The organism is Vibrio sp. J1-1, from assembly GCF_021728395.1.
Classification (GTDB): Bacteria; Pseudomonadota; Gammaproteobacteria; order Enterobacterales; family Vibrionaceae; genus Vibrio.
On sequence record NZ_JAKKCM010000010.1, the window covers coordinates 152,436 to 174,860 of the forward strand.

The window sequence follows — 22,425 nt, forward strand, 5'->3', positions numbered from 1 at the left end:
GTTTGTTTAGTTTACTTTTGTCATTGAAGTTGAATTTAGAGTGATTCCGATGATAAAAAAGTACTTCCTGCTTACCTTAGTTCTATTACCTCTGACGGTTAGTGCGTCTAATGCCCTAAAGGATACGATTAAAGCGAAACGTAAGTACGAGCATAGCAAAAGTCATATAACTAATACGCTTGATAATACTAAACGTGATATCGAAGAGATCACCAGTGGAACTTACGTGCAGAATCAGGCCAAGCGTGAGGTTAAGAAAGCGACCAGCAAGTACACCAACAAAGTGGAACACGTCAAAAATGCCACTGATCCCGAACATATTAAGCGCAAAGCGAACAATGAGCTCAATCGCCAGGTTGATGAATGGCTCTATGAAGATTAACGAGTAATAAAAAAGGTGACACCCAGTCACCTTTTTTATGCTTACTTATTTATGATTACTTGGGCTGGTGTTTTTCTACTGCTTTACGCAGGAAGCCATCCTGGTGAGCCAGTTGCTGGCGGGCTGAATCGATATCTAGATCGGTGAGGATCATTAAGATCGCCAGTTTTACTTCATAGTTTGTCTGTTTGAGCACGGCTGTTGCCTGATCTTTACTGCAGTCCGTCGCCTGCATCACGATACGAGCTGCTCGAGCAACCAGTTTGTCATTGGTGGCTTTTACATCCACCATTAAGTTTTGGTAGCTCTTACCAATGCGGATCATGCTTGCTGTTGTCAGCATGTTCAGCACCAGTTTTTGTGCCGTTCCTGACTTTAGACGGGTAGAGCCTGTTAATGCTTCGGGACCGACAACCGGACTGATAGCGATATCAGCGATGTCGGCAATAGGAGAATCTGGGTTACAAGACAGTGCTACTGTTGTCGCGCCAATATCATTTGCATACTCTAAACCGCCAATTACATAAGGTGTTCTGCCACTTGCTGCGATACCGACAACCACATCACTCTTATTGAAGTTGAGTTTCTTTAAATCTTGCTCGCCGAGCAAAGGAGAATCTTCAGCGCCTTCTTTTGCTTTGAGGATAGCTTCTGGTCCACCTGCTATTAGGCCAATGACCATTTTGTCGGATACCCCAAACGTTGGTGGACATTCTGATGCATCCAGTACACCTAAGCGACCACTGGTACCTGCACCCATATAAATCAGCCTGCCGCCCGCTTTAAATGCTGCTGTGATCTTATCGACCGCCAATGCTATCTCAGGAAGGACCTTTTCTACGGCAAGAGGAACCAGTTTGTCTTGCTGATTAATGCGCTGAACAATATCCAGTGAAGGCAGTAAGTCGATATCCATTGTTTCTGGGTTACGACCTTCAGAAACGAGCTGTGATAAAGCAGCAATAAGTGCGTCGTTTGTCATCATTAAGCCTTCATTATTAATTTTTTGAATACAGTACACCGAGTGAAGCCAGTCGATTTGCCCCGGTGACTTCCGGTAAATTGCTCGGCAAACCGTGAATATAGCGTTGAGCCAACCACGCAAACGCCATTGCTTCCATATAGTCTCCATCAACGCCTTTTTCGTTTGTTGTGGTCACTTGCCACTGAGGCATTAATTCGTTCAACCGTTGCATCAGCAGCGGGTTTCTTGCGCCGCCGCCACAAACCAGCAGTTGCGGAGATGTGCCATAAGCGAATTTCTCTACTTCATTGGCGATGGTAACAGCTGAATACTCACATAATGTGCGCTGAACATCTTCTGCAGAGAGTGGATGCTTGGTTAGTTGGGATTGTAACCAATCGATATTGAACAGTTCTCGGCCGGTACTTTTTGGTGCTGAGCGTGTTAAATAAGGCTCTTGCAGTAACTGATTGAGTAATTGAGGGTTTACGCTGCCTTGCAGCGCAAATTGTGCGTCTTTATCGAACCCTTGAGCTGTATGCTTCTCACACCATGCATCCATCAATATATTACCTGGCCCCGTGTCGTAGCCGAGCACTGGTTGCTGAGGGTGTAAAATAGAAACATTCGCAATGCCACCTATGTTTAAAACCACGGTTGTCGAGTCTTGCATCGCGAATATGTTTTTATGGAAAGCCGGGACAAGAGGAGCGCCTTGCCCACCGAGTGCCATATCCTTACGACGAAAATCTGCCACCGTGTCGATGCCGGTTTTCACCGCGATGATATTGGCATCACCCAGTTGAGTAGTAAAAGGATGCTTGCCAGTTGGCTGGTGGAATACGGTTTGACCGTGATTGCCGATAGCTCTTATTTGTTTAGCGGAATAGCCCGATTTATCCAATAGTTGCAGAACTGCGTCGGCAAACAGGTGACCAAGCTGGTGGTCGAGTTCACCAATGGTTTTTAAGTTAGTGGCTTGTCCGGTGCAAACGGATAATAAAGCCTCTTTTAGCTGGGCAGGCATTGGATAATCATCGTGCGCAATAAGCTGAATTCGGTTTCCTTCAATTTCAACCAAAGCCGTATCGACACCATCCATACTCGTGCCAGACATCACGCCAATGTAAAGTTCGTTAAAATTCACAGCTGAGCTCGTCAATTCTTCATTCGCTTATTGTAAAGCAAATCTGAAGCGAATAACCTCATTTGGTACCAGATATTTGAGGAGAAAACATGGGTCCGTTATGGGTTGACGTTGCAGGCTATGAGTTGACTGCTGAAGACAAAGAAATTTTGGAGCATCCAACGGTTGGTGGCTTGATTCTGTTTACGCGTAATTATCATGATAGTGAGCAACTTCAGGCGCTTACCCAGTCTATCCGCAAAGCGGCGAAACGTCCGCTTCTGATTGGTGTCGATCAGGAAGGAGGGCGAGTACAGCGATTTCGCGAGGGCTTCTCTCTGATCCCTGCTGCTGATGAATATGCCAAACATCAAAATAGTGAAGAGCTTGCTCGAATGGGCGGATGGCTTATGGCAGCGGAGCTTATTGCTCATGACATTGATTTGAGCTTCGCCCCTGTATTGGATAAAGGCCATCAATGTAAAGCGATTGGTAACCGAGCCTTTGGGGAAGACGCAGATACCATCCTTCGTCATAGTACTGCGTATATGCAAGGGATGAAAAGTATTGGTATGGCGACAACAGGCAAACACTTTCCCGGACATGGTGGCGTGATTGCGGACTCTCACTTGGAAACACCTTATGACGAGCGCAGTGATATATTTGAGCAAGACATGGCGATTTTCAAAGCTCAAATCGAGGCGGGTATTTTGGATGCCATGATGCCAGCTCACGTAATTTTTCCGAACTACGACTCTCAACCAGCCAGTGGTTCCGAATATTGGCTGAAGACAATTCTACGTCAGCAACTTGGTTTCAAAGGTTTGATCTTCTCTGATGATTTGACCATGGAAGGCGCGGTTATCATGGGAGGACCTGCAGAACGCTCAATTCAGGCTTTGAATGCTGGGTGCGATATGCTGTTGATGTGCAATAAAAGAGATGCTCAGGTCGAAGCTCTGGATAACTTACCTATCACGAATGTGCCGCAAGCCAGCGCGCTACTGAAAAAACAGAACTTTTCTCTGAGTGAGCTTAAGTTGTCACAAGAGTGGAAACAAGCCAGCGAAGTGATGAAGCGTTTAATTCCATAAACTTCAGTATTTGCAAGCACGTAAACTGCTAAAAACATCGAACTCAAGCCAAACTTAAGTTAAGTTTGGCTTTTATTTTTAATGTAAACTTAAATTTACATTAAATGTTTTTTAAAATGTACACTTGTTTTTATCATTTAGCCTGTTATCTTGTCGTTAAAGCTTAGTTGTCTCACCAAGGATTTGGTTGGGTGTAAAAAATAATATACAGGTCAAGGTTATGAAAAAAAGTGAATTAAGCGACATTAACATCGTCGAAGAACAGGTTCTTATCACTCCTGATGAGTTAAAAGCAAAGCTACCTCTGAGTGAAAAAGCACGTCGCTTTATCCAAGAATCTCGTCAAACCATTGCTAACATCATTCATAAGAAAGATCACCGTCTGCTTGTTGTGTGTGGACCTTGTTCTATCCACGATATTGATGCTGCGAAGGACTACGCAAAACGTCTTAAAGCGCTTTCAGAACAACTAAGCGACCAACTGTATATTGTAATGCGTGTTTACTTTGAAAAGCCTCGTACTACCGTTGGCTGGAAAGGTTTAGTTAACGACCCACATCTGGATGGCAGTTTTGATATCGAACATGGTCTGCATGTCGGTCGTGAATTACTGGTTGACCTGGCAGAGATGGAAATTCCGCTAGCAACAGAAGCTCTTGATCCGATCAGCCCTCAGTACATCGCAGATACCTTTAGTTGGGCAGCGATTGGTGCGCGTACTACGGAATCGCAAACTCACCGTGAAATGGCGAGTGGCCTGTCTATGCCAATTGGTTTTAAAAACGGTACTGATGGTAGCTTGGCTACAGCAATCAATGCGATGCAAGCAGCATCATCTAGCCACCGTTTCATGGGTATCAACCGTGAAGGACAAGTTGCACTGCTCACGACTCAGGGCAACCCGAATGGTCACGTGATTCTGCGTGGCGGTAAGCAGACGAACTACGATTCAGTATCCGTGACTGAGTGTGAACAAGAAATGGCGAAGTCAGGCCTTGACGCATCACTGATGGTGGACTGTAGCCACGCTAACTCACGTAAAGACTACCGCCGTCAGCCTCTGGTTGCTGAAGACGTGATCCATCAAATTCGTGAAGGCAACAAGTCTATTATTGGCCTGATGATTGAAAGCCACATCAACGAAGGCAATCAATCTTCTGACTTGAAACTCGAAGAGATGAAATACGGTGTATCAATCACCGACGCATGTATCAATTGGGAGTCAACTGAGGCACTATTACGTCATGCACACGAAGAGCTGGTGCCTTTCTTAGAGAATCGCCTAAAAGGCTAAACGGAACTTATTTAAAGGAACATCAATGGCAGTTGAACTTAACGCATTACGCGATCAGATTGATGCAGTCGACAAGCAAATGCTTGAGCTTCTAGCCCAGCGTTTAGCGCTGGTAGAAAAAGTGGGTGAAGTAAAAAGCGAACACGGTTTGCCAATTTATGCCCCTGATCGAGAGGCTGCAATGTTAGCGTCTCGTCGAGCTGAAGCTGAAAAAATTGGGGTACCCCCACAGCTGATCGAAGACATTCTTCGTCGTACTATGCGTGAGTCCTATGCCAGTGAGAAAGATTCCGGTTTTAAGTGTTTGAATCCAGAATTGCGCTCAGTTGTGATTATCGGCGGTAACGGGCAACTGGGCGGTCTGTTTAGCCGAATGTTCAAACTGTCGGGTTACCAGGTCAAAGTTCTGGGCAGTAAAGACTGGGATCGTGCGGATGAAATTCTAGACAACGCTGGTTTAGTCGTGGTCACGGTACCGATTCATCTGACGGAAGGGGTTATCGAGAAACTTGGTAACTTGCCAGAAGATTGCATTTTGTGTGATTTAACGTCGATTAAGTCGAAGCCACTGCAAGCGATGCTTAATGTGCACTCTGGACCTGTGGTTGGCCTTCACCCGATGTTTGGCCCTGATGTTCCTAGCCTTGCGAAGCAGGTTATCGTGTACTGTGATGGCCGTGGCAACGAGCATTACCAATGGCTACTACAACAATTTGGTATTTGGGGCGCAAGCTTGTGCCAGATTGAAGCAGAAGAACACGACCATGGCATGACACTGATTCAGGCACTGCGCCACTTTACGTCGTTTGCTTACGGCATGCACTTAAGTAAAGAGAACCCGAATATTGAACAGTTGCTGAAATTAAGCTCGCCAATCTACCGACTTGAATTGGCTATGGTTGGGCGACTGTTTGGTCAGGACCCGAACTTGTACGGCGATATTATTTTCTCTTCTCAAGAGAATATCGATATGATCAAGCGATTCCATCATCGTTTGGGTGATGCGGTGGCGATTCTGGATAGCAAAGACAAAACGCGATTCATCGAAAGTTTCAAGCAGGTGAGTGATTGGTTTGGCTCCTACTCTCAACAATTTATGAATGAGAGCCAGAACCTACTCAAGCAAGCCAATGATAATATCCATCGTGGTTAATTACCTGATATGAAAAAGAGCAGCGTTGGCTGCTCTTTTTTATTGGATGACAATCAGTTAACCGCTGTCTCTTTACCTTCTTCACTGGATACGGTGTTGATGCTGGTATCTCGGTATGGTGAGTTAGTTAAGTTGATTTGCAGACGAACGACGTTATCAATCAACTGAACTAATGGCCCCCATTTCACTTTGTTTTCTTTTTCGAACACGTAGTTGAAGTTCTCTGGTGTCCAGTCCATCAAGTATTGAGGGTTCAATGCTCGTCCGAGGAAGCGCACTTCATAATGCAGGTGAGGGCCGGTCGAATTACCAGAGTTACCACATCGAGCGATAACATCCCCTTTGCTGACAAATTCCCCGCTTTTCACGTTGAAGTGTTTTAGGTGCGCATAAGAGCTCATAAAACCAAACGAATGGCGCAAAGTGAGGTAGTTGCCATACCCTCGGTTACCTGGACGAACCGTCTCTACAACACCATCTGCAGGGGCTAGTACTTCTTCACCACGCTTACAGGTTAGGTCGATACCAGTATGAACGTGTCTTTTCCCTGATATCGGGTTGATTCGACTGCCATAAGAGGACGAGATGCGTTGATAAGTGATAGGGCTGTCGTTAGGGATAAGGCGGAACATCGTTGCACGTACCGCAGAGTCTATTGCTGCAGCATCAATTCTCTCTTCCAGTGCTAAATTGTTTTCATCAAGCATCAGTTCTTCATCGGCTAACCCAAGTACCGACTCGACATCAAATACGCGTTTACCCAGCAGCTGAATTTGGTTATTTCTGTCAGTTAAAGATTGAGAAAGTGAGTGATTGGTATCGAGCTGTTCTTCGTAAAGCGCAGTGATTTCATTTTTCTCACTCTCCAGTTGAGCGACGGCTTTCACCAGTGCATCCTGGTCATAGCGTTGTTGTTGGTTTATATACCATGCACCACCAATAACGGCAGGTAACGCGATGACTGAAGCCAACACGGTAACGACCGAAATGCGGCCAAGGTAAAACTGCTGATCGCCGTTTTTTGTCGGGATCTGAATGATGATTTTTTTAGACATAGTGATAGTTACTTAAGTAGGCATTGATTATTTATTTCCTAAAGCGAAAGCAGCGTTAACTTTCGTGTGGAAGGTCGTTATAGCCTACATTCAATTCTGAAAATTACTTTGGTTAGACGTACTTTCAATAAGCATCAGCCTAATTAACTGGTTCGATTGGCAGAGGAACTTGGTCGACAACCGATGAAAAAATCGTCTCTCCGCTTTATTATTTTTATTACCAATTACTCGAACGGACTGAATCATATATCAAAAAGCACAAAAAGTGTGCGATTATTGTTTGAAAGTTCGAGATGGCTAAAAAGTGATATTGGTTCAGCCTTAAGAAAACGAAAGGCCGCTATGATAGCGGCCTTTGTTCAAATTACAATCAGACTCTCCTGACTATGTCAGGTAGCGACTATAAAACCTGTACAAATTACTTCGCGATACGCTTGTATTTGATGCGATGAGGTTCTGCAGCTTCAGGGCCCAGAGTCTTCTTCAACCAGTCCATGTACTCGGTGTAGTTACCTTCATAGAAGTTAACCTGACCTTCGTCGCGGTAGTCGATGATGTGCGTTGCGATACGGTCAAGGAACCAACGGTCATGCGATATAACCATCGCACAGCCCGGGAATTCCAGCAGCGCTTCTTCTAGTGCACGTAGTGTTTCAACGTCAAGGTCGTTGGTTGGTTCGTCGAGTAGCAGTACGTTGCCGCCCGCTTTAAGCAGTTTCGCAAGGTGTACACGGTTGCGCTCACCACCAGATAGCTCACCAATGACTTTCTGTTGATCAGAACCTTTGAAGTTGAAACGTGAACAGTATGCACGTGCAGGGATTTCGAAGTTGTTGATCTTGATGATATCAGCGCCTTCAGAGATCTCTTGGAACACAGTGTTTTTGTCATTCATTGAGTCACGGAACTGCTCAACCGATGCCAGTTTCACGGTATCACCCAATTCGATAGTGCCTGAGTCTGGTTGCTCTGTGCCACTTAGCATCTTAAATAGCGTTGACTTACCTGCACCGTTGGCACCAATGATACCCACAATCGCACCTTTAGGGATGCTGAATGACAAGTCATCAATCAGGACACGGCCGTCGAACGATTTCGTCAGGTTATTCACTTCGAGAACCTTATCACCTAGGCGTTCACCTGGCGGGATAAATAGTTCGTTGGTCTCGTTACGCTTTTGATGGTCAGTGTTTTGAAGTTCTTCAAAGCGAGCCATACGCGCTTTCGATTTTGCCTGACGGCCTTTAGGATTCTGACGAACCCATTCCAGTTCTTTCTCGATGGTTTTCTGACGAGCTTTCTCTTGAGACGCTTCTTGTTGTAGACGCGCATCTTTTTGCTCTAGCCAAGAGGTGTAGTTACCTTCCCATGGAATGCCTTCACCACGGTCAAGTTCAAGAATCCAGCCAGCCGCGTTATCAAGGAAGTAACGGTCGTGGGTAATCGCTACAACAGTACCTGTGTAATCAACCAGGAAGCGTTCCAACCAAGCTACGGATTCAGCATCCAGGTGGTTGGTTGGTTCGTCGAGAAGAAGCATGTCTGGGTTTTCTAATAGAAGACGACAGATAGCGACACGACGACGCTCACCACCCGATAGGTGTGCAATTTTTTGATCCCACTCAGGAAGACGCAAAGCATCCGCTGCACGCTCTAGAGCATTATCCAGATTATGGCCATCTTTCGCTTGAATCAGCGCTTCCAGTTCACCTTGTTCTTTTGCCAGTGCATCAAAATCGGCATCTGGTTCAGCGTATGCTGCATATACCGCATCCAGACGTTTCAGAGCGTCAGCGACGTCTGATACGGCTTCTTCTACGATCTCACGAACGGTTTTTGATTCATCAAGTACCGGCTCCTGAGGAAGGTAACCCACGTTAAGCCCAGGTTGTGGACGTGCTTCACCGTCGATATCCGTGTCGATACCCGCCATGATACGTAGCAGAGTCGATTTACCTGCACCGTTCAGACCTAAAACACCGATTTTCGCACCAGGGAAGAAGCTCAGAGAGATGTCTTTAAGAATTTGACGCTTAGGTGGCACAATTTTACTCACCCGCGACATGGTATATACGTATTCAGCCATTGCCGATCGTTCCTAAATTAACTGTTATTCAAACCCACTATTTTATACCAACTGCCTGATATACCCAAATGACTTCAGGATGTCGGATTCAGAGCATTGTCACTGACACGAATAAATAGTTTGCCTGGGGTTATTTGTTACCGCCCTGCAAGAATTTCACCTGTTATACGATTTCTTATTCTCAGCTGACCGGAAACTTACATGGTTACGGTATACACTTTTGTTATTCGCTTGAAGTGGAGAATGGATTTCTTCGCGCATTATGAACTTCTCGTCCTCATTGCCGCAAAAGTTCACGAGTATAAATTTTAATACATCAATTCACTTTACATTGGTTGCATATTTCTGTGTAAATGTATGCATATAGTTAAAGTGCCTTTGAAACATAAACTCTAAGAAAACTAGGCTTTGAGGCAATAAATGTCTGGGGAAAATTATACAAATGAGATTCAACGTTACGGAATTGGCTAAAAGTGCATGTTGGGCTACCGCTTTATGTGCGGTTAGTCTGACAGCGAACGCCGCGCTTAGCTTAGAAAAACAGCGCGAAGTTTATGAGCAGGCCCAAAATCTATTAGATAAAAATGACATTGACGGGTACTTAGTGATCCGTCCTAAAATCGCAGACTACCCGCTAACGCCTTATGTGGACTACCGTACTTTCATTCGACAGTTACCGAGTAAGTCCCCAAAACAAGTTAACGATTTTATCTCCGAGTACGAGACTTTTCCTTTTTCTCGTCGAGTGAGCGCACCTTATCTAAATCATCTCTACAAAGAGAAAGATTGGAAGGCCATTACTGCGTTTCAAAAAGTGATACCCAGTGGCGAGCGTTACCAGTGCATTTTTTACCAGGCTAATTTGAAGCAAGGTAAACAAGTTGCGGCGTTCAAAGGCGCGGAAGATATGTGGTTAAGCGGCTCAAGTATTGCTTCTGAGTGTGACCCGTTATTTTCTGCATGGGATAAAGCGGGCGGAAGAACTGACGATTTGATATTGCAGCGGATGTTACTGGCGTTTGATGCACGTAACGGCAGCTTGATGAGTTATCTGCAAAAGCTACCAAAGTCGGCCAAAGCGAAACAACAAGCCCAAGATATGAAGGCGTTGTTTGATAAGCCAGCCACGGTCGCTGAATTTGCCAAGAAAAAGCCCGCGAACGATTTTAATCGTGCTCAGAGTGAATATGCGTTAGAAAAGTTAGCTCGCATGAATATCGAGCAGGCACAACAAGCGTATGATTCAGTGGTAAAAGGGCAGAAGTTTTCTCCTGAAAAAGCACAGTCATTGGCAGATTACATTGCATTTAGGTTGACGCGCACAGAGTCGGCCAATCTGGCTAAGTGGCGAGATGACAAGACAAAAACCAGTCAGGACCTGCCTCTCATCGAGACTCGTATTCGCCTAGCGGTGCAAAATGCAGACTGGAAAGGGGTTCAGGATTGGATAGCGGTTCTTAACAAAGAAGAGCAGGCGACGCTGCGATGGCAATATTGGTTGGGCCGAAGTGAGATTGCGTTGGGAGATGACATTGCTGGTAAGAAGCGGTTAGCAACATTGGTTGGAGAGCGTAACTTTTATAGTGTCGCAGCCGCAAACGCGATAGGGCAGTCGATCAAATATCCCACTCATAGAATCAAATTAGACAGTAAGGTAATTCAGCCTTACCACGATGCTTTGGCTCGTATTTCAGAGATGATCGCGACAGATAAGATTTCTGCCGCGAAGAGTGAATGGGCACATTTGCTCCGTCGAGTGAATAAAGACGAAAAAGCCATGCTAGCGGCTTATGCCTCTTCAAAGCATTGGCATCACCTGACCGTTACCGCAAGTATTCAAGCTCAGATGTGGGATAATATTGAATTACGGTTCCCTGTTGCACATAGCTGGTGGTTTAATTTCTATGCTAAGAAGCATGATATCGACCCGGTTACGATGATGTCTTTAGCAAGGCAAGAAAGTGCGTTGGATGTAGAGGCGCGTTCACCTGTTGGTGCTCGCGGTATCATGCAGATAATGCCTGCAACGGCCAAATACACCGCACGAAAGTACAAGCTAAAGTATCAAGGTACTGAAGAGTTGTATAACGTCGGTAAAAACATCGAGATTGGCAGCCATTATCTGCAAGGTTTATTGGAGGATTACGATAATAATCGTATTTTTGCTCTAGCGGCTTATAATGCTGGCCCTAACAGAGTGAAAACGTGGCGAGAGCGAACCCAGGGAAAAGTGGATGCTTATGCCTTTATTGAGGCGATTCCATTTAAAGAGACTCGTGGCTATGTTCAGAACATCTTAATGTTTGAAACTTACTACCGTGATCTTTTGGGTATCGATGGCGCGTTCTTGAATCAACATGAGATCAATACCAAGTATTGAGTGAGGTAACTTGATGTCACACGAACCCGAGTACACAGACTGGCAGCAGATTCTTGAGCTAATTCGAACAAGCGTCGATAGTCAGCAGCATGAAATGTTTTTAACGATGCTGATGACACCTGATGAACGAGATTCATTAATTGCCCGAGTGAACATTCTTAATGAACTGCTCAAAGGCGAGTTATCTCAACGTCAGATCAGCCAGATGCTGGGCGTGGGCATTGCAACTATCACACGTGGCTCAAATGAGTTGAAATCCAAATCGGATGAAGAGAAAGACCAGCTCAAAGCATTATTAGAGCCTGCGGATCAATAAGGTAACCAGTTAAGCAAAAGGGCGGAGATTCCGCCCTTTTTAATTTCATTAGTATGGCAAGTGGAGCCTTAAAGGTTCGCTGGAAAGTGTTCAGTGTTGGTAAAAGGTATCAAAGCCAGAATCAAGGCTTGATGGTATACCGAGCTGCGAGTTAATTGGTTTTGCGTCAACAGGCTAATTGCGCCGCCTTTTTGTTTAATATTCTCTGTGCCAAATACGTTGTCCATGACATCGCCAAGTTCATTGGCATGTTCAAGTTGAGCCAATACTTCTGGCGGTAACATCAAACTCGCTGAGCGGGACTCACCACGATGAGTCTGAGACTCAATCACCATCCAGGCGAAGGTGACATTGCCTTCAATACCAGCTTCTAGTCCAACATAAAAATCCCCGCCTAGTGCTTCGACTTTGGCGTTTTTTACTCTATTCAATGCGCCCGTATACGTTTCTGTGTTGCTCATCGGCTGATCCGCAACTTCGCTGGGTACACTTACTCCCTCAAACTCAAAAGCTTGATTTGGAAATGCACTTTGAAAAGCACTCTTAACCGCATTGATTTTTGCTGGGTTTAAAGAGGCAATAACGACTTTTTGGGTTGCCATGATCTTTTTGCTCACTGGTGTCTAATAACTCAATTTAACTTGGGTTGGTTTTACGTTTTCGCTAGGGTAACAACCCAGAACTTTCAGATGCTTAGTGATCTTGGTGAGTTCTTGTAACGCTTGCTGCATCGCTTGTGAATCCAAATGAGATTCTAAGTCAACATAGAACATTTCTTCCCATGGATTGCCCATAATAGGACGAGACTCAAGCTTGGTCATATTGATGCCATAACGTTGCAGCACGAGTAGTGTTTCAACCAGTGAGCCTGCTTGTTGAGACGTGGACATAATGAGAGTCGTCTTGGCTGGTATTTGCGTAGAAACCTCAACCGGTTTACGAGCCACTACGATAAAGCGAGTATGGTTTTCTGTTTGATTTGCGATGTTACCCTGAATCGCTTGAAGACCGTATAACTTACCGCTTGAAGCATTACCGATAGCAGCTACGTCATTACGGCTCAGCTCTTGGACTTTTTGCATTGCATCTGCAGTGCTAGCGCAAGATTCCAGTTTTACGCCTTTCATGCGGCTCAGGAACTCACTGCATTGTTGATGAGGCTGAGGGTGAGAATAGAGCGTTTTGATGTCTTCGAGACGAATGTCTTTTGTCGCCACCAAGCAATGCTCAATTGGCTGTGTCAGCTCACCGACAATGTACAACGTGGTGTGTTGCAGTAAGTCATATACTTCGTTAATCGAGCCTGAGCTCGTGTTTTCAATCGGCAGGACACCGTAGTCGGCATGACCTGACTCTACCGTTTGAGTCACTTCTCTGAAGTGCTCACAGTTCAGTTCAATCAGCTCAGTATTTTTACGGCTAAAATATTCGCGGCTTGCCAGATGTGAATATGAGCCTTTTGCACCAAGGAAAGCAACACGTGCGAGAGGTTTACGGCTTTGCTGTGGATTGACGAGGTTCTGGAGATAACTTTGCTGCAGAAGAACGGAGTCTTCAATAATCGTGTGGAAAAGTTTGGTAATGTACTGAGCGTCTAATTCATATTTTTCGCGACCATTAGAAATTAGCTTCACCAACAATTGTTGTTCACGAGCCGCATCGCGAACTGGCTTTGAGGTTTGTACTTTGCTTTTGGCTACTTCAATGCTGAGTCTACGGCGTTCAGACAACAAGCTAAGTAGCTCGTCATCAAGTTCGTTTAAACGTGTACGAATATCTTCCAGAGAAATAGATTGGTCAGTCATCAATTCTTTCCTTATAAAAAAGCCTCCCGTTTTGGGAGGCTTTCTGTTTGTTTTTGACTTTTCTTTCACAAACGAGCTCGCCCCTCCATCTATGGGAGGAAAAAGAAGTCAAAAATAAACAGAGGGGTTAAATGCATAATTAGTGCGCAATTTATGAGTGTTTAAACACAATAAGCAAGCAGGCCTAGAGCGTCAAGCAAAAAAATAGCGCCTTACGGCGCTATTTCCTCGATCTTGTCTATTTACTCTTCTTCGACTTCTTCCACGTCAGGTACTGGCTTGTTAGCTCGGCGAGCTTCAGGCTTGTGGGTCAGCTTATTCAATTGTCGTTCTAGTTTTTGCTCCACTTCGTTGATAGCTGCGTAAAGATCTTCGTGAGTGGCTGAGGCGATCAGTTGGCCTTTTGGAACCTTAACAACCGCTTCGAACTTTTTCTGTTTGTTTGGTTCCTCACTGAACGTTGCTTGGCATCCAATTAGGTCGACTTGCCATTTCTCCAGTTTTTTAAATTTGCTCTCAATATGAGCACGGATTGCAGAGGTGATTTCGATGTTTTTGCCAGTGATATTCATTGTCATAAGTGCGTTTCCTCTGTTGCATCCCTCATGGGTTAAGTTCAGATTACTGCTTTATGGATAAATAAATGTGACATAGATCACTATTCTGTTCGGGATTTTTATAATGAAAAATGAATGTGATCTCACTCAAGAAGTATCGAGATTTATCGATAAATAGCTTGTTATCGATTAGCAAATCATTAGATTGGATAGAGTACTCAGCTGAAAACCACTTCGTTTTTAGAGGCGTTGTACAGCCTATAATTTAGATTGATTAAAAATTAACAAAATAAAATGCGTGATCGTTGTCACCATACAATGTGCAAGCAGAGAGAATTTTGAAAAGCCGCTTAGTTAACGAGCGGCTTTTTGGTTTCTGGTGTTTGACTAACCTTGAGTAATGGAGTCGTGAAAACCGGATCGCCCGGAACCAACAGAACATTTTTTAATGATTTTGCATGGTCCAAACTCTCTAATTGTTTGTATATGACGTAGTAACGGTTGATGGTGGTGACATAACCGACGGTTGCACTGATATTCTTTCTCATCACGACTTCAACATTATTGAACCACACATTTGGGTTATATCCTTGTCTAGCGGCGAGCTTACGAATTCTCTCCACATTTCCCGGCCCTGCGTTATAGGCGGCCAAAGTGAAATAGATTTTGTTTTCGGCAGATATGGTTTTGTTGTTGAAGTATTGCCGACGTAAAAATGCCATGTACTTCACGCCTGCATGAACGTTGTTTTCCAATTGTCGAACATTTTTGATGTTGATATTCGGATCTTGTGCGGTACTGGGTAGGATTTGCATAATGCCCACAGCGCCTCGACTGCCGACCAAGTTATTATTAAAGCCCGATTCTTTATAAGCGACGGCTGCTATCAGCAGATAGTCAAAGTCGTACTTTTCACCGTAGCGCGAAAATAACGCGGACAGTTTTTCTAACTGAGCAATTTTTTTTGGGTTGAGTGCTTTGTTTAGCCAGTTGGTATTGTCAATGTACTTGCCGTAGATGACGTTTCCGAGCAGGGTCCCGGAGCGTGATTTCTTGATGAACTTATTGACGACCGCTTTCAGTTTCGGGCTGTCTTTACGCATTGCCCAACCGATTTTGCCACTTTTACGAAGTGGAACCTTTTTGTGTACCCGAATGTCATCCATAACCTTGAGCCAAAGGCTTGCTTTGTGGCTATCTAACACGATGGCTTTGACATAGCCATTATTCAGCATGCCAACCAGTTCGTAGTCTTGAAGGGTTTCTTCAACAAAGTGGACAATGACGGGCGGTAATCCTTTCTTGTTTAAAGTTTTATTAAGAGCTTGAATACTTTCAAAATAACTGGAGCTAGCTCTTACCCATATTTCTTTTCCACTCAGTTGCTCTAGCTTTGTGATGGCAGGTGTTTTTTTGTTTGTAACGACCCACTCTTGAATTCCCGAGGTTATTGGAGAACTAAAATCGACTTTTTCTTTACGGCTATCAGTAATCGTCAGGTTTGCAACAATTAAGTCGCCAGAGCCTTTGTTTAGCGCGGGAATCAACTGGTCAGGAGCAAGAGGAATAATTTGTACGTTTATTTTCGGTTTGATTTTGCGTAAATCTTTCTCGAAATGAGCCAGAAGCTCTGCACCAATTCCTTTAGGCGTACCGCCTTCAATGTAGTAAAAACCCAAGTCAGCAGAGACAAGCACGCGTAGTAAGTTTTTTTCTTTTATGACATCTAAATCACCGGTATACGGCGGCTGCTTCAACGGTGAAATTTGCAACGCGTAAACGGATGTTGAAAGCAGGATCAGTAATATTGCCCATAGCTTAGATAATGTCACGTTCACGTCCAGGTTAATGGTGGGAGAACTTTAAGCATATATTGTGCTCAAAAAACCATCAAGTTAAGCGTCGAAAGTGGCTTTAGATAGAAAAACGCCACAGTTGCTGAGACTGTGGCGAGTAATTGGAGGGCAGTTAGCTTTAGTTGATCGGGTTAAGCTTAATCAACTCTTCCGTTCTGGCGATTGCGTCTTCAAGACCAAGTTGCTTGTAAGCTTCTAGCTGTATCTTCAGCGATTTACGCGCTGCTTCTGTATCTGGAAAGGTCTTTTGCAGTTCTTGGCTGCGGTTGATCGCTGCAATCCACGCTTCACGACGTAGATAGAAATCTGCAGTCGCCAGGTCATAATTGGCCAAACGGTTTTTCAATGCGATCATGCGCTTTTGCGAATCTTCAGCATAGTGGCTGTTTGGATAACGTTGAAGCAGTTTTTTGAAATCATCAAATGCTTGTTTAACTGGCTCGGGATCACGGTCACTACGATCAATATTAAACAAATCGTGCATAAAGTTGCGGTCTTGCGCCATGTGAGTTAAACCACGCATATATAGCACCCAATCCATTTTTTCATGAGTTGGGTTTAGGCGCATAAAACGAGAGATGGTTGCTAAGCCAAGAGCTAGGTCGTCGTTTTTGTAGTACGCATAAATGAGATCAAGTTGTACCTGTTCAGAGTAGGCCCCAAATGGGTAACGTGAATCTAATGCTTCTAGCTTCTCAATGGCGGTTAGCCAGTTACCAGTTTGAAGTGAAGTTTGTGCGTCTGCATACAGTTCCGAAGGTGGCACATCAGGAACGATTTCTTCTTTGCTTGCACATCCAAACAGAAGGGATACCGCTAAAAGGCCTGTTAAAGTCTGACGTTTCATATCAGGAGTCTGTTCCTTGAATCTAAATATTTCTTAAGCTGCCGTTACTTTCTTTCCAGTAACAGATACAATGACGTAATAGTCTATTTTTCCACAGTCGTGAGCATTAGTCTCACAGTTTTTAAAAAAGTTCGATATGGCTCAGCAGATAGTATTAACAAATACCGTAAAAGATAGCCAGTTAGGTCAGCGTTTAGACCAAGCTATCGCAGAATTATTCGCGGACTTCTCTCGCTCTCGCCTGAAAGAATGGCTTCTTGAGGGGAAAGTTCAAGTGAATGGTGAAGTTGTCACCAAACCTCGCACCAAAGTCATGGGCGGCGAGGAAATTACATTGCAAGCCGAGCTGGAAGATGAAGAACGCTGGGAAGCGCAAGATATCCCGCTGGATATCGTCTATGAAGATGATGACATCATCGTAATCAACAAGCCTCGTGATTTTGTTGTACACCCAGGTGCGGGTACACCTGATGGTACGGTGCTAAATGCATTGCTCCATCATTACCCGGATATTGCCGAAGTACCGCGTGCAGGCATTGTTCACCGTCTGGATAAAGACACTACGGGTTTGATGGTGGTAGCGAAAACGGTACCAGCGCAGACGCGTTTAGTTCGCGCACTGCAAAAGCGTAATATCACTCGTGAATACGAGGCGATTGCTATTGGTCGCATGACTGCTGGTGGTAAAGTCGATCAACCGATTGGCCGTCACTCGACGAAGCGTACCTTAATGGCTGTAGCTCCAATGGGTAAACCAGCCGTTACTCACTACCGTGTTGCGGAGCACTTCCGTGAGCACACGCGTATTCGCTTGCGTCTTGAGACTGGTCGTACTCACCAGATCCGTGTTCATATGTCTTACTTGCAGCACCCATTGTTGGGCGATACGGCTTACGGTGGTCGCGCACGTATTCCTACTGGGGCATCGCAAGAGCTGACAGATATGATTCGTGGCTTTGATCGTCAAGCGCTTCATGCTGTGATGCTGCGTTTCGAACACCCTATTACTGGTGAAGAGTTAGAGTTCCATGCTCCTGTGCCAGACGATATGGTGGCAATGACCGAAGCACTGCGCAAAGATACTGAAGAATACGGTTTACCGGACGAATTCTAAGATGAAGATCATTGTTCCTAACTGGCCAGCGCCTAAAAATGTAAAAGCGTTTGCTTCCACGCGAGTGGGAGGCGTTTCGACGGGAGCCTATCAAGGGCTTAATCTGGGCGCTCACGTTGGGGACGATTTGTCATTAGTAGAACAAAACCGTGACTGGTTGATGAAGCAGGCCGAAATGCCAAGTGCACCGGTTTGGTTGAATCAGACTCACTCTACCGTTGTCACTCAGGTTTCGAAACCGACATCTAAAGTGCTTGATGCTGATGGTGTGTTCACCAATTCTGGCTATGTTGTATGTTCTGCGATGACCGCAGATTGTCTGCCGGTGATTTTAACCAATAGCCAAGGCACACAAGTTGCGGCAGTCCATGCTGGCTGGCGAGGTTTAGCCAATGGCATCGTCGAAAATGCTTTAGAGATGTTTTCTGGTGAAGTGATGGCATGGCTTGGACCAGCTATCGGTCCAGAAGCATTTGAAGTCGGTGAAGATGTTCTGCAAGCTTTTGTTGATTTTGATCCTAAGGCTGAGCAAGCATTTACCCCACGTGATATCGACGGCAAGTGGTTTGCCGATATGTCAAAGCTTGCAACGCAGCGTCTAAACAAAGCTGGAATCTCCCAAGTCTTTGACTCGGGTTTGTGTACATACCAAAACGGTGATGATTTTTACTCTTATCGTCGTGACGGGGTGACTGGACGCCAAGCGACCTTTATCTGGCTGGAAGATTAGGTTTTAACCAGTAATTGAAATGGGTGATGCATTCCTTGAGTTTGCATCACTGTTTATATTTATTTACATCCTCCCTTGAAATTCCCCTACTGAGTATCCATCTTTCTACTGTTATTAGTATTCTCTTATATGAGGTTAGGAAGGTCGATATGCGTCTTGATAGATTCACAAGTAAGTTTCAAATCGCTATCTCTGATGCTCAATCACTAGCGTTGGGGCGCGATCATCAATATATAGAGCCAGTTCACCTGATGGTGGCTTTGCTTGATCAAAATGGCAGTCCAATTCGTCCATTGCTGACAATGTTGGATGTGGATGTGACACATTTGCGCTCTAAGTTGAGCGAAATCCTTGATCGATTACCAAAAGTGAGCGGCATTGGTGGTGATGTGCAGCTTTCGGGTGCTATGGGGACTCTGTTCAATCTTTGTGACAAAGTCGCTCAAAAACGCCAGGACTCTTATATTTCGTCTGAAATCTTCCTCCTAGCCGCCATTGAGGACAAAGGTCCGCTTGGTCAGTTATTGAAAGAAGTCGGGTTAACCGAGCAGAAAGTAAGCCAGGCGATTGAAAAGATCAGAGGTGGTCAAAAGGTCGATGATCCGAATGCTGAAGAGCTTCGCCAAGCTTTGGAAAAGTTCACCATAGACCTTACCGAAAGAGCAGAGCAGGGTAAGTTGGATCCGGTGATTGGCCGTGATGATGAAATCCGCCGTACGATCCAAGTTCTGCAACGTCGTACCAAAAATAACCCAGTAATCATTGGTGAGCCTGGTGTGGGTAAAACGGCGATTGTTGAAGGACTTGCTCAACGCATCATTAATAACGAAGTTCCGGAAGGCCTTCGTGGTCGACGTGTATTGGCGTTGGATATGGGCGCGTTAGTTGCGGGTGCAAAATACCGAGGTGAGTTCGAAGAACGCTTGAAGTCAGTATTGAATGAGTTAGCTAAAGAAGAAGGCAACATCATTCTGTTTATTGATGAGCTGCATACCATGGTGGGCGCTGGTAAAGGTGAAGGTTCTATGGATGCGGGTAACATGCTGAAACCAGCATTGGCGCGTGGTGAACTTCACTGTGTTGGTGCGACAACTTTGGACGAATACCGTAAGTACATTGAGAAAGATGCGGCATTAGAGCGCCGTTTCCAAAAAGTGCTGGTGGATGAACCAACCGTTGAAGATACGGTCGCAATTTTACGTGGTCTGAAAGAGCGCTACGAGTTGCACCACCATGTAGAAATTACCGATCCGGCTATCGTTGCGGCAGCAAGTTTGTCACATCGATACGTTTCCGATCGTCAATTACCTGATAAGGCGATCGACTTAATCGATGAGGCGGCATCAAGCATTCGTCTGCAAATCGATTCGAAGCCAGAGTCTTTGGATAAGCTTGAGCGTAAAATCATTCAGTTAAAGATTGAGCAGCAAGCGTTGAGTAACGAGCATGATGAAGCGAGTGAAAAGCGTCTGACTACTTTAAATGAAGAGTTGACTGAGAAAGAGCGCGAATATGCTGAATTAGAAGAGGTATGGAATACAGAAAAAGCCGCACTATCGGGTACCCAACACATTAAATCCGAGCTTGAGCAAGCGCGGATGGATATGGAGTTTGCTCGCCGTGCCGGTGATCTAAACCGTATGTCTGAGTTGCAATACGGTCGTATTCCTGAGCTTGAAAAACAGTTGGACTTGGCTGCACAAGCAGAAATGCAAGAGATGACGTTGTTACGTAACAAAGTTACTGATAACGAAATCGCGGAAGTGCTGTCCAAACAAACTGGCATTCCTGTCTCTAAGATGCTTGAAGCAGAGAAAGAAAAACTGCTTCGCATGGAAGATGTATTGCATCAACGTGTTATCGGCCAGGTTGAAGCGGTTGAAGTGGTTGCGAATGCGATTCGTCGTAGCCGTGCTGGGTTGTCGGATCCAAACCGACCAATTGGCTCTTTCTTGTTCTTAGGTCCAACGGGTGTGGGTAAAACCGAGTTGTGTAAAACACTGGCAAACTTCATGTTTGATAGCGAAGACGCAATGGTGCGCATTGATATGTCGGAGTTTATGGAGAAACACTCTGTAGCGAGACTGGTCGGTGCGCCTCCGGGTTACGTTGGCTATGAAGAGGGCGGTTACCTGACAGAAGCCGTTCGCCGTAAACCTTATTCGGTAATTCTATTGGATGAGGTAGAAAAAGCGCACCCAGATGTGTTCAATATTCTGCTTCAAGTACTGGATGACGGGCGTCTGACAGATGGTCAAGGTCGTACGGTTGATTTCCGTAACACTGTGGTGATCATGACTTCAAACTTAGGCTCTTCGAGAATTCAGGAAAACTTCGCGGTACTTGATTATCAAGGCATTAAGAATGAAGTAATGGAGGTGGTCAGCAAACATTTCCGTCCAGAGTTCTTGAACCGTGTTGATGAAACCGTGGTATTCCACCCACTTGGTAAAGAGCATATTAAGTCTATTGCTTCAATTCAGTTGGAACGTCTGCATAAACGTCTGGCTGATAAAGACTATGAACTAGAAGTCGGTGACGAGGCGTTAGAGTTGATCGCACAAGTCGGTTTTGACCCAGTATATGGTGCGCGTCCGTTGAAACGTGCAATTCAACAAAATGTTGAAAACCCACTAGCGAAATCGATGCTTTCAGGGCAGTTCTTGCCAGGAAAACCGATTGTACTGGGGGTCAAAGACGGCAATATCATCGCTAGCCAATAAAGAAAAAAGCCATGCATTTGCATGGCTTTTTAGTTTCTGGGGTGTTTTAACTACAGGGCTAGAACTGTAATTCCAATATTGAAATTATTTAAGAGAGTTCGCATTCATGCGCATCTTCAAATAGTCTATAGCGGTAATTGGCTTATAGACCTTCAGTGGACCCAGGGTGATTTGGTCTCGTTTATCAGGCCGTTATTCTTTACTAATGGCACCAATCATGTGTGGTGAACCTGTGTCTGTTAAAGAGAGCTTTTGTAAATGGACGTATTGTTTATCAGCAAGAGCATGACGTTCAGTACTGCTATTTAGTAGAGGAAGTGAGAAAATCGATCGCTGAACTCAATCAACGTGTGGCGAAATTAGAGTCATAAGCCTTACTATTCGGCTATACAATCCTCAAATTGATGTTTATTTAAACGTTCAGTCTAAAAATGTCTTTTTTAGGCTGAATTCCCCTTGCCAAGTTAAATTTTCTCCCTATAATTCGCCTCCGTTGTCTAGCAAAGCAATGCGAGATAACAAGACGGTTGCGTTAAAAAATAACGCACAGAGAAATAACTGAAAAAAGTGTTTGACACCAAAAGTTATCTCGCTAAAATGGCCGTCCGATTTGAGCAAGCCTCAGTCGAAACGCTCTTTAAAAATAAGAACCTATCAATCTGTGTGGGCACTCGTTGATGATAATCCAATTAGATACCTCGGTATCAAATTAGGTTTCAATGAACTGAGTGACCAATACAAATAACTTCGGTTATTTGGCACAGTCAATTCATTATCGTTCTGTTGGAACGATAATAGCTTTAAAATTACTTTAGTAGTTTTGAAGTCAGTATTCATTGAGCCGAACAAAATCTTAAATTGAAGAGTTTGATCATGGCTCAGATTGAACGCTGGCGGCAGGCCTAACACATGCAAGTCGAGCGGAAACGAGTTGTCTGAACCT

18 protein-coding genes, 1 rRNA gene and 1 other annotated feature are annotated in these 22,425 nt (G+C 44.7%); of the genes, 10 read left to right on the top strand and 9 right to left on the bottom strand.

From position 1 onward, the window contains the following. Window positions 1–52: 52 nt before the first annotated feature. Window positions 53–382: a hypothetical protein gene (locus L3V31_RS16515; RefSeq protein ID WP_346014861.1), complete on the top strand. Its 330-nt coding sequence runs from the start codon at window positions 53–55 to the stop codon at window positions 380–382. A 55-nt stretch (window positions 383–437) separates the two neighbouring features. Here the strand turns inward: L3V31_RS16515 and murQ are convergent, their stop codons facing one another. After that, window positions 438–1,364, bottom strand: a complete 927-nt coding sequence (murQ, locus tag L3V31_RS16520; protein WP_237317536.1) for an N-acetylmuramic acid 6-phosphate etherase — start codon at window positions 1,362–1,364, stop codon at window positions 438–440. Window positions 1,365–1,380: 16 nt separating this feature from the next. Further along, window positions 1,381–2,493: an anhydro-N-acetylmuramic acid kinase gene (locus L3V31_RS16525; RefSeq protein WP_237317496.1), complete on the bottom strand. Its 1,113-nt coding sequence runs from the start codon at window positions 2,491–2,493 to the stop codon at window positions 1,381–1,383. An 89-nt stretch (window positions 2,494–2,582) separates the two neighbouring features. Between L3V31_RS16525 and nagZ the strand changes: the two genes are divergently transcribed. From nagZ to tyrA, 3 genes are all read left to right on the top strand, one after another. Continuing rightward, window positions 2,583–3,566: a beta-N-acetylhexosaminidase gene (gene nagZ, locus L3V31_RS16530; protein ID WP_237317498.1), complete on the top strand. Its 984-nt coding sequence runs from the start codon at window positions 2,583–2,585 to the stop codon at window positions 3,564–3,566. Window positions 3,567–3,786: 220 nt separating this feature from the next. Continuing rightward, the gene (locus tag L3V31_RS16535) at window positions 3,787–4,860 is read left to right on the top strand and encodes a 3-deoxy-7-phosphoheptulonate synthase (RefSeq protein ID WP_237317500.1); all 1,074 of its coding nucleotides are present in this window, start codon (window positions 3,787–3,789) and stop codon (window positions 4,858–4,860) included. Between the two features lie 25 nt (window positions 4,861–4,885). Then, the gene (tyrA, locus tag L3V31_RS16540) at window positions 4,886–6,013 is read left to right on the top strand and encodes a bifunctional chorismate mutase/prephenate dehydrogenase (RefSeq protein ID WP_237317502.1); all 1,128 of its coding nucleotides are present in this window, start codon (window positions 4,886–4,888) and stop codon (window positions 6,011–6,013) included. Between the two features lie 53 nt (window positions 6,014–6,066). Here tyrA and L3V31_RS16545 read toward each other — a convergent pair whose 3' ends face one another. Further along, on the bottom strand, window positions 6,067–7,068 hold the full coding sequence (locus L3V31_RS16545; RefSeq protein ID WP_237317505.1) for a M23 family metallopeptidase: 1,002 nt from the start codon (window positions 7,066–7,068) through the stop codon (window positions 6,067–6,069). A gap of 418 nt (window positions 7,069–7,486) precedes the next feature. Then, entirely contained in the window at window positions 7,487–9,154 is a 1,668-nt protein-coding gene (gene ettA / locus L3V31_RS16550; RefSeq protein ID WP_237317506.1) for an energy-dependent translational throttle protein EttA, read from the bottom strand. Between the two features lie 442 nt (window positions 9,155–9,596). Between ettA and sltY the strand changes: the two genes are divergently transcribed. Together sltY and trpR are read left to right on the top strand one after the other, a co-directional pair. Next, window positions 9,597–11,534, top strand: coding sequence for a murein transglycosylase (gene sltY / locus L3V31_RS16555; RefSeq protein ID WP_237317508.1), 1,938 nt, complete (start codon window positions 9,597–9,599; stop codon window positions 11,532–11,534). A 13-nt stretch (window positions 11,535–11,547) separates the two neighbouring features. Continuing rightward, window positions 11,548–11,850 carry a trp operon repressor gene (gene trpR, locus L3V31_RS16560; protein ID WP_237317510.1) on the top strand — a complete coding sequence of 101 codons (303 nt, stop codon included), beginning with the start codon at window positions 11,548–11,550 and terminating at the stop codon, window positions 11,848–11,850. Window positions 11,851–11,918: 68 nt separating this feature from the next. Here the strand turns inward: trpR and yjjX are convergent, their stop codons facing one another. The 5 genes from yjjX to L3V31_RS16585 form a co-directional block, all read right to left on the bottom strand. Then, window positions 11,919–12,452, bottom strand: coding sequence for an inosine/xanthosine triphosphatase (yjjX, locus tag L3V31_RS16565; RefSeq protein ID WP_237317512.1), 534 nt, complete (start codon window positions 12,450–12,452; stop codon window positions 11,919–11,921). A gap of 21 nt (window positions 12,453–12,473) precedes the next feature. Continuing rightward, the gene (gene pheA / locus L3V31_RS16570; protein ID WP_237317514.1) at window positions 12,474–13,655 is read right to left on the bottom strand and encodes a prephenate dehydratase; all 1,182 of its coding nucleotides are present in this window, start codon (window positions 13,653–13,655) and stop codon (window positions 12,474–12,476) included. A gap of 12 nt (window positions 13,656–13,667) precedes the next feature. Beyond that, window positions 13,668–13,789: a sequence feature (Phe leader region), on the bottom strand. Window positions 13,790–13,897: 108 nt separating this feature from the next. Next, entirely contained in the window at window positions 13,898–14,233 is a 336-nt protein-coding gene (raiA, locus tag L3V31_RS16575; protein ID WP_237317516.1) for a ribosome-associated translation inhibitor RaiA, read from the bottom strand. A gap of 329 nt (window positions 14,234–14,562) precedes the next feature. Next, on the bottom strand, window positions 14,563–16,044 hold the full coding sequence (locus tag L3V31_RS16580; protein WP_237317518.1) for a lytic transglycosylase F: 1,482 nt from the start codon (window positions 16,042–16,044) through the stop codon (window positions 14,563–14,565). A gap of 142 nt (window positions 16,045–16,186) precedes the next feature. After that, window positions 16,187–16,915 carry an outer membrane protein assembly factor BamD gene (locus L3V31_RS16585; RefSeq protein ID WP_237317520.1) on the bottom strand — a complete coding sequence of 243 codons (729 nt, stop codon included), beginning with the start codon at window positions 16,913–16,915 and terminating at the stop codon, window positions 16,187–16,189. Window positions 16,916–17,051: 136 nt separating this feature from the next. Between L3V31_RS16585 and rluD the strand changes: the two genes are divergently transcribed. The 4 genes from rluD to L3V31_RS16605 form a co-directional block, all read left to right on the top strand. Continuing rightward, window positions 17,052–18,029 (top strand): 23S rRNA pseudouridine(1911/1915/1917) synthase RluD, encoded by a 978-nt coding sequence (gene rluD / locus L3V31_RS16590; protein WP_182009428.1) that lies wholly within the window; start codon window positions 17,052–17,054, stop codon window positions 18,027–18,029. 1 nt (window position 18,030) lies between these two features. Beyond that, a complete protein-coding gene (gene pgeF / locus L3V31_RS16595) occupies window positions 18,031–18,759 on the top strand; it encodes a peptidoglycan editing factor PgeF (protein ID WP_237317522.1) in 729 nt (242 codons plus the stop codon). Window positions 18,760–18,908: 149 nt separating this feature from the next. Then, window positions 18,909–21,482 (top strand): ATP-dependent chaperone ClpB, encoded by a 2,574-nt coding sequence (gene clpB / locus L3V31_RS16600; protein ID WP_237317525.1) that lies wholly within the window; start codon window positions 18,909–18,911, stop codon window positions 21,480–21,482. Between the two features lie 855 nt (window positions 21,483–22,337). Then, window positions 22,338–22,425, top strand: a 16S ribosomal RNA gene (locus tag L3V31_RS16605); the annotation flags it as partial.

Excerpts from the sequence above, each read along its gene's own strand:
- clpB (WP_237317525.1), top strand. The coding sequence starts at position 18,909 with ATGCGTCTTGATAGATTCACAAGTAAGTTTCAAATCGCTATCTCTGAT.
- nagZ (WP_237317498.1), top strand. The coding sequence starts at position 2,583 with ATGGGTCCGTTATGGGTTGACGTTGCAGGCTATGAGTTGACTGCTGAA.
- raiA (WP_237317516.1), bottom strand. The coding sequence starts at position 14,233 with ATGACAATGAATATCACTGGCAAAAACATCGAAATCACCTCTGCAATC.
- murQ (WP_237317536.1), bottom strand. The coding sequence starts at position 1,364 with ATGACAAACGACGCACTTATTGCTGCTTTATCACAGCTCGTTTCTGAA.
- trpR (WP_237317510.1), top strand. The coding sequence starts at position 11,548 with ATGTCACACGAACCCGAGTACACAGACTGGCAGCAGATTCTTGAGCTA.
- L3V31_RS16585 (WP_237317520.1), bottom strand. The coding sequence starts at position 16,915 with ATGAAACGTCAGACTTTAACAGGCCTTTTAGCGGTATCCCTTCTGTTT.
- rluD (WP_182009428.1), top strand. The coding sequence starts at position 17,052 with ATGGCTCAGCAGATAGTATTAACAAATACCGTAAAAGATAGCCAGTTA.
- yjjX (WP_237317512.1), bottom strand. The coding sequence starts at position 12,452 with ATGGCAACCCAAAAAGTCGTTATTGCCTCTTTAAACCCAGCAAAAATC.
- L3V31_RS16535 (WP_237317500.1), top strand. The coding sequence starts at position 3,787 with ATGAAAAAAAGTGAATTAAGCGACATTAACATCGTCGAAGAACAGGTT.
- pgeF (WP_237317522.1), top strand. The coding sequence starts at position 18,031 with ATGAAGATCATTGTTCCTAACTGGCCAGCGCCTAAAAATGTAAAAGCG.
- sltY (WP_237317508.1), top strand. The coding sequence starts at position 9,597 with ATGAGATTCAACGTTACGGAATTGGCTAAAAGTGCATGTTGGGCTACC.
- L3V31_RS16545 (WP_237317505.1), bottom strand. The coding sequence starts at position 7,068 with ATGTCTAAAAAAATCATCATTCAGATCCCGACAAAAAACGGCGATCAG.
- pheA (WP_237317514.1), bottom strand. The coding sequence starts at position 13,655 with ATGACTGACCAATCTATTTCTCTGGAAGATATTCGTACACGTTTAAAC.
- tyrA (WP_237317502.1), top strand. The coding sequence starts at position 4,886 with ATGGCAGTTGAACTTAACGCATTACGCGATCAGATTGATGCAGTCGAC.
- ettA (WP_237317506.1), bottom strand. The coding sequence starts at position 9,154 with ATGGCTGAATACGTATATACCATGTCGCGGGTGAGTAAAATTGTGCCA.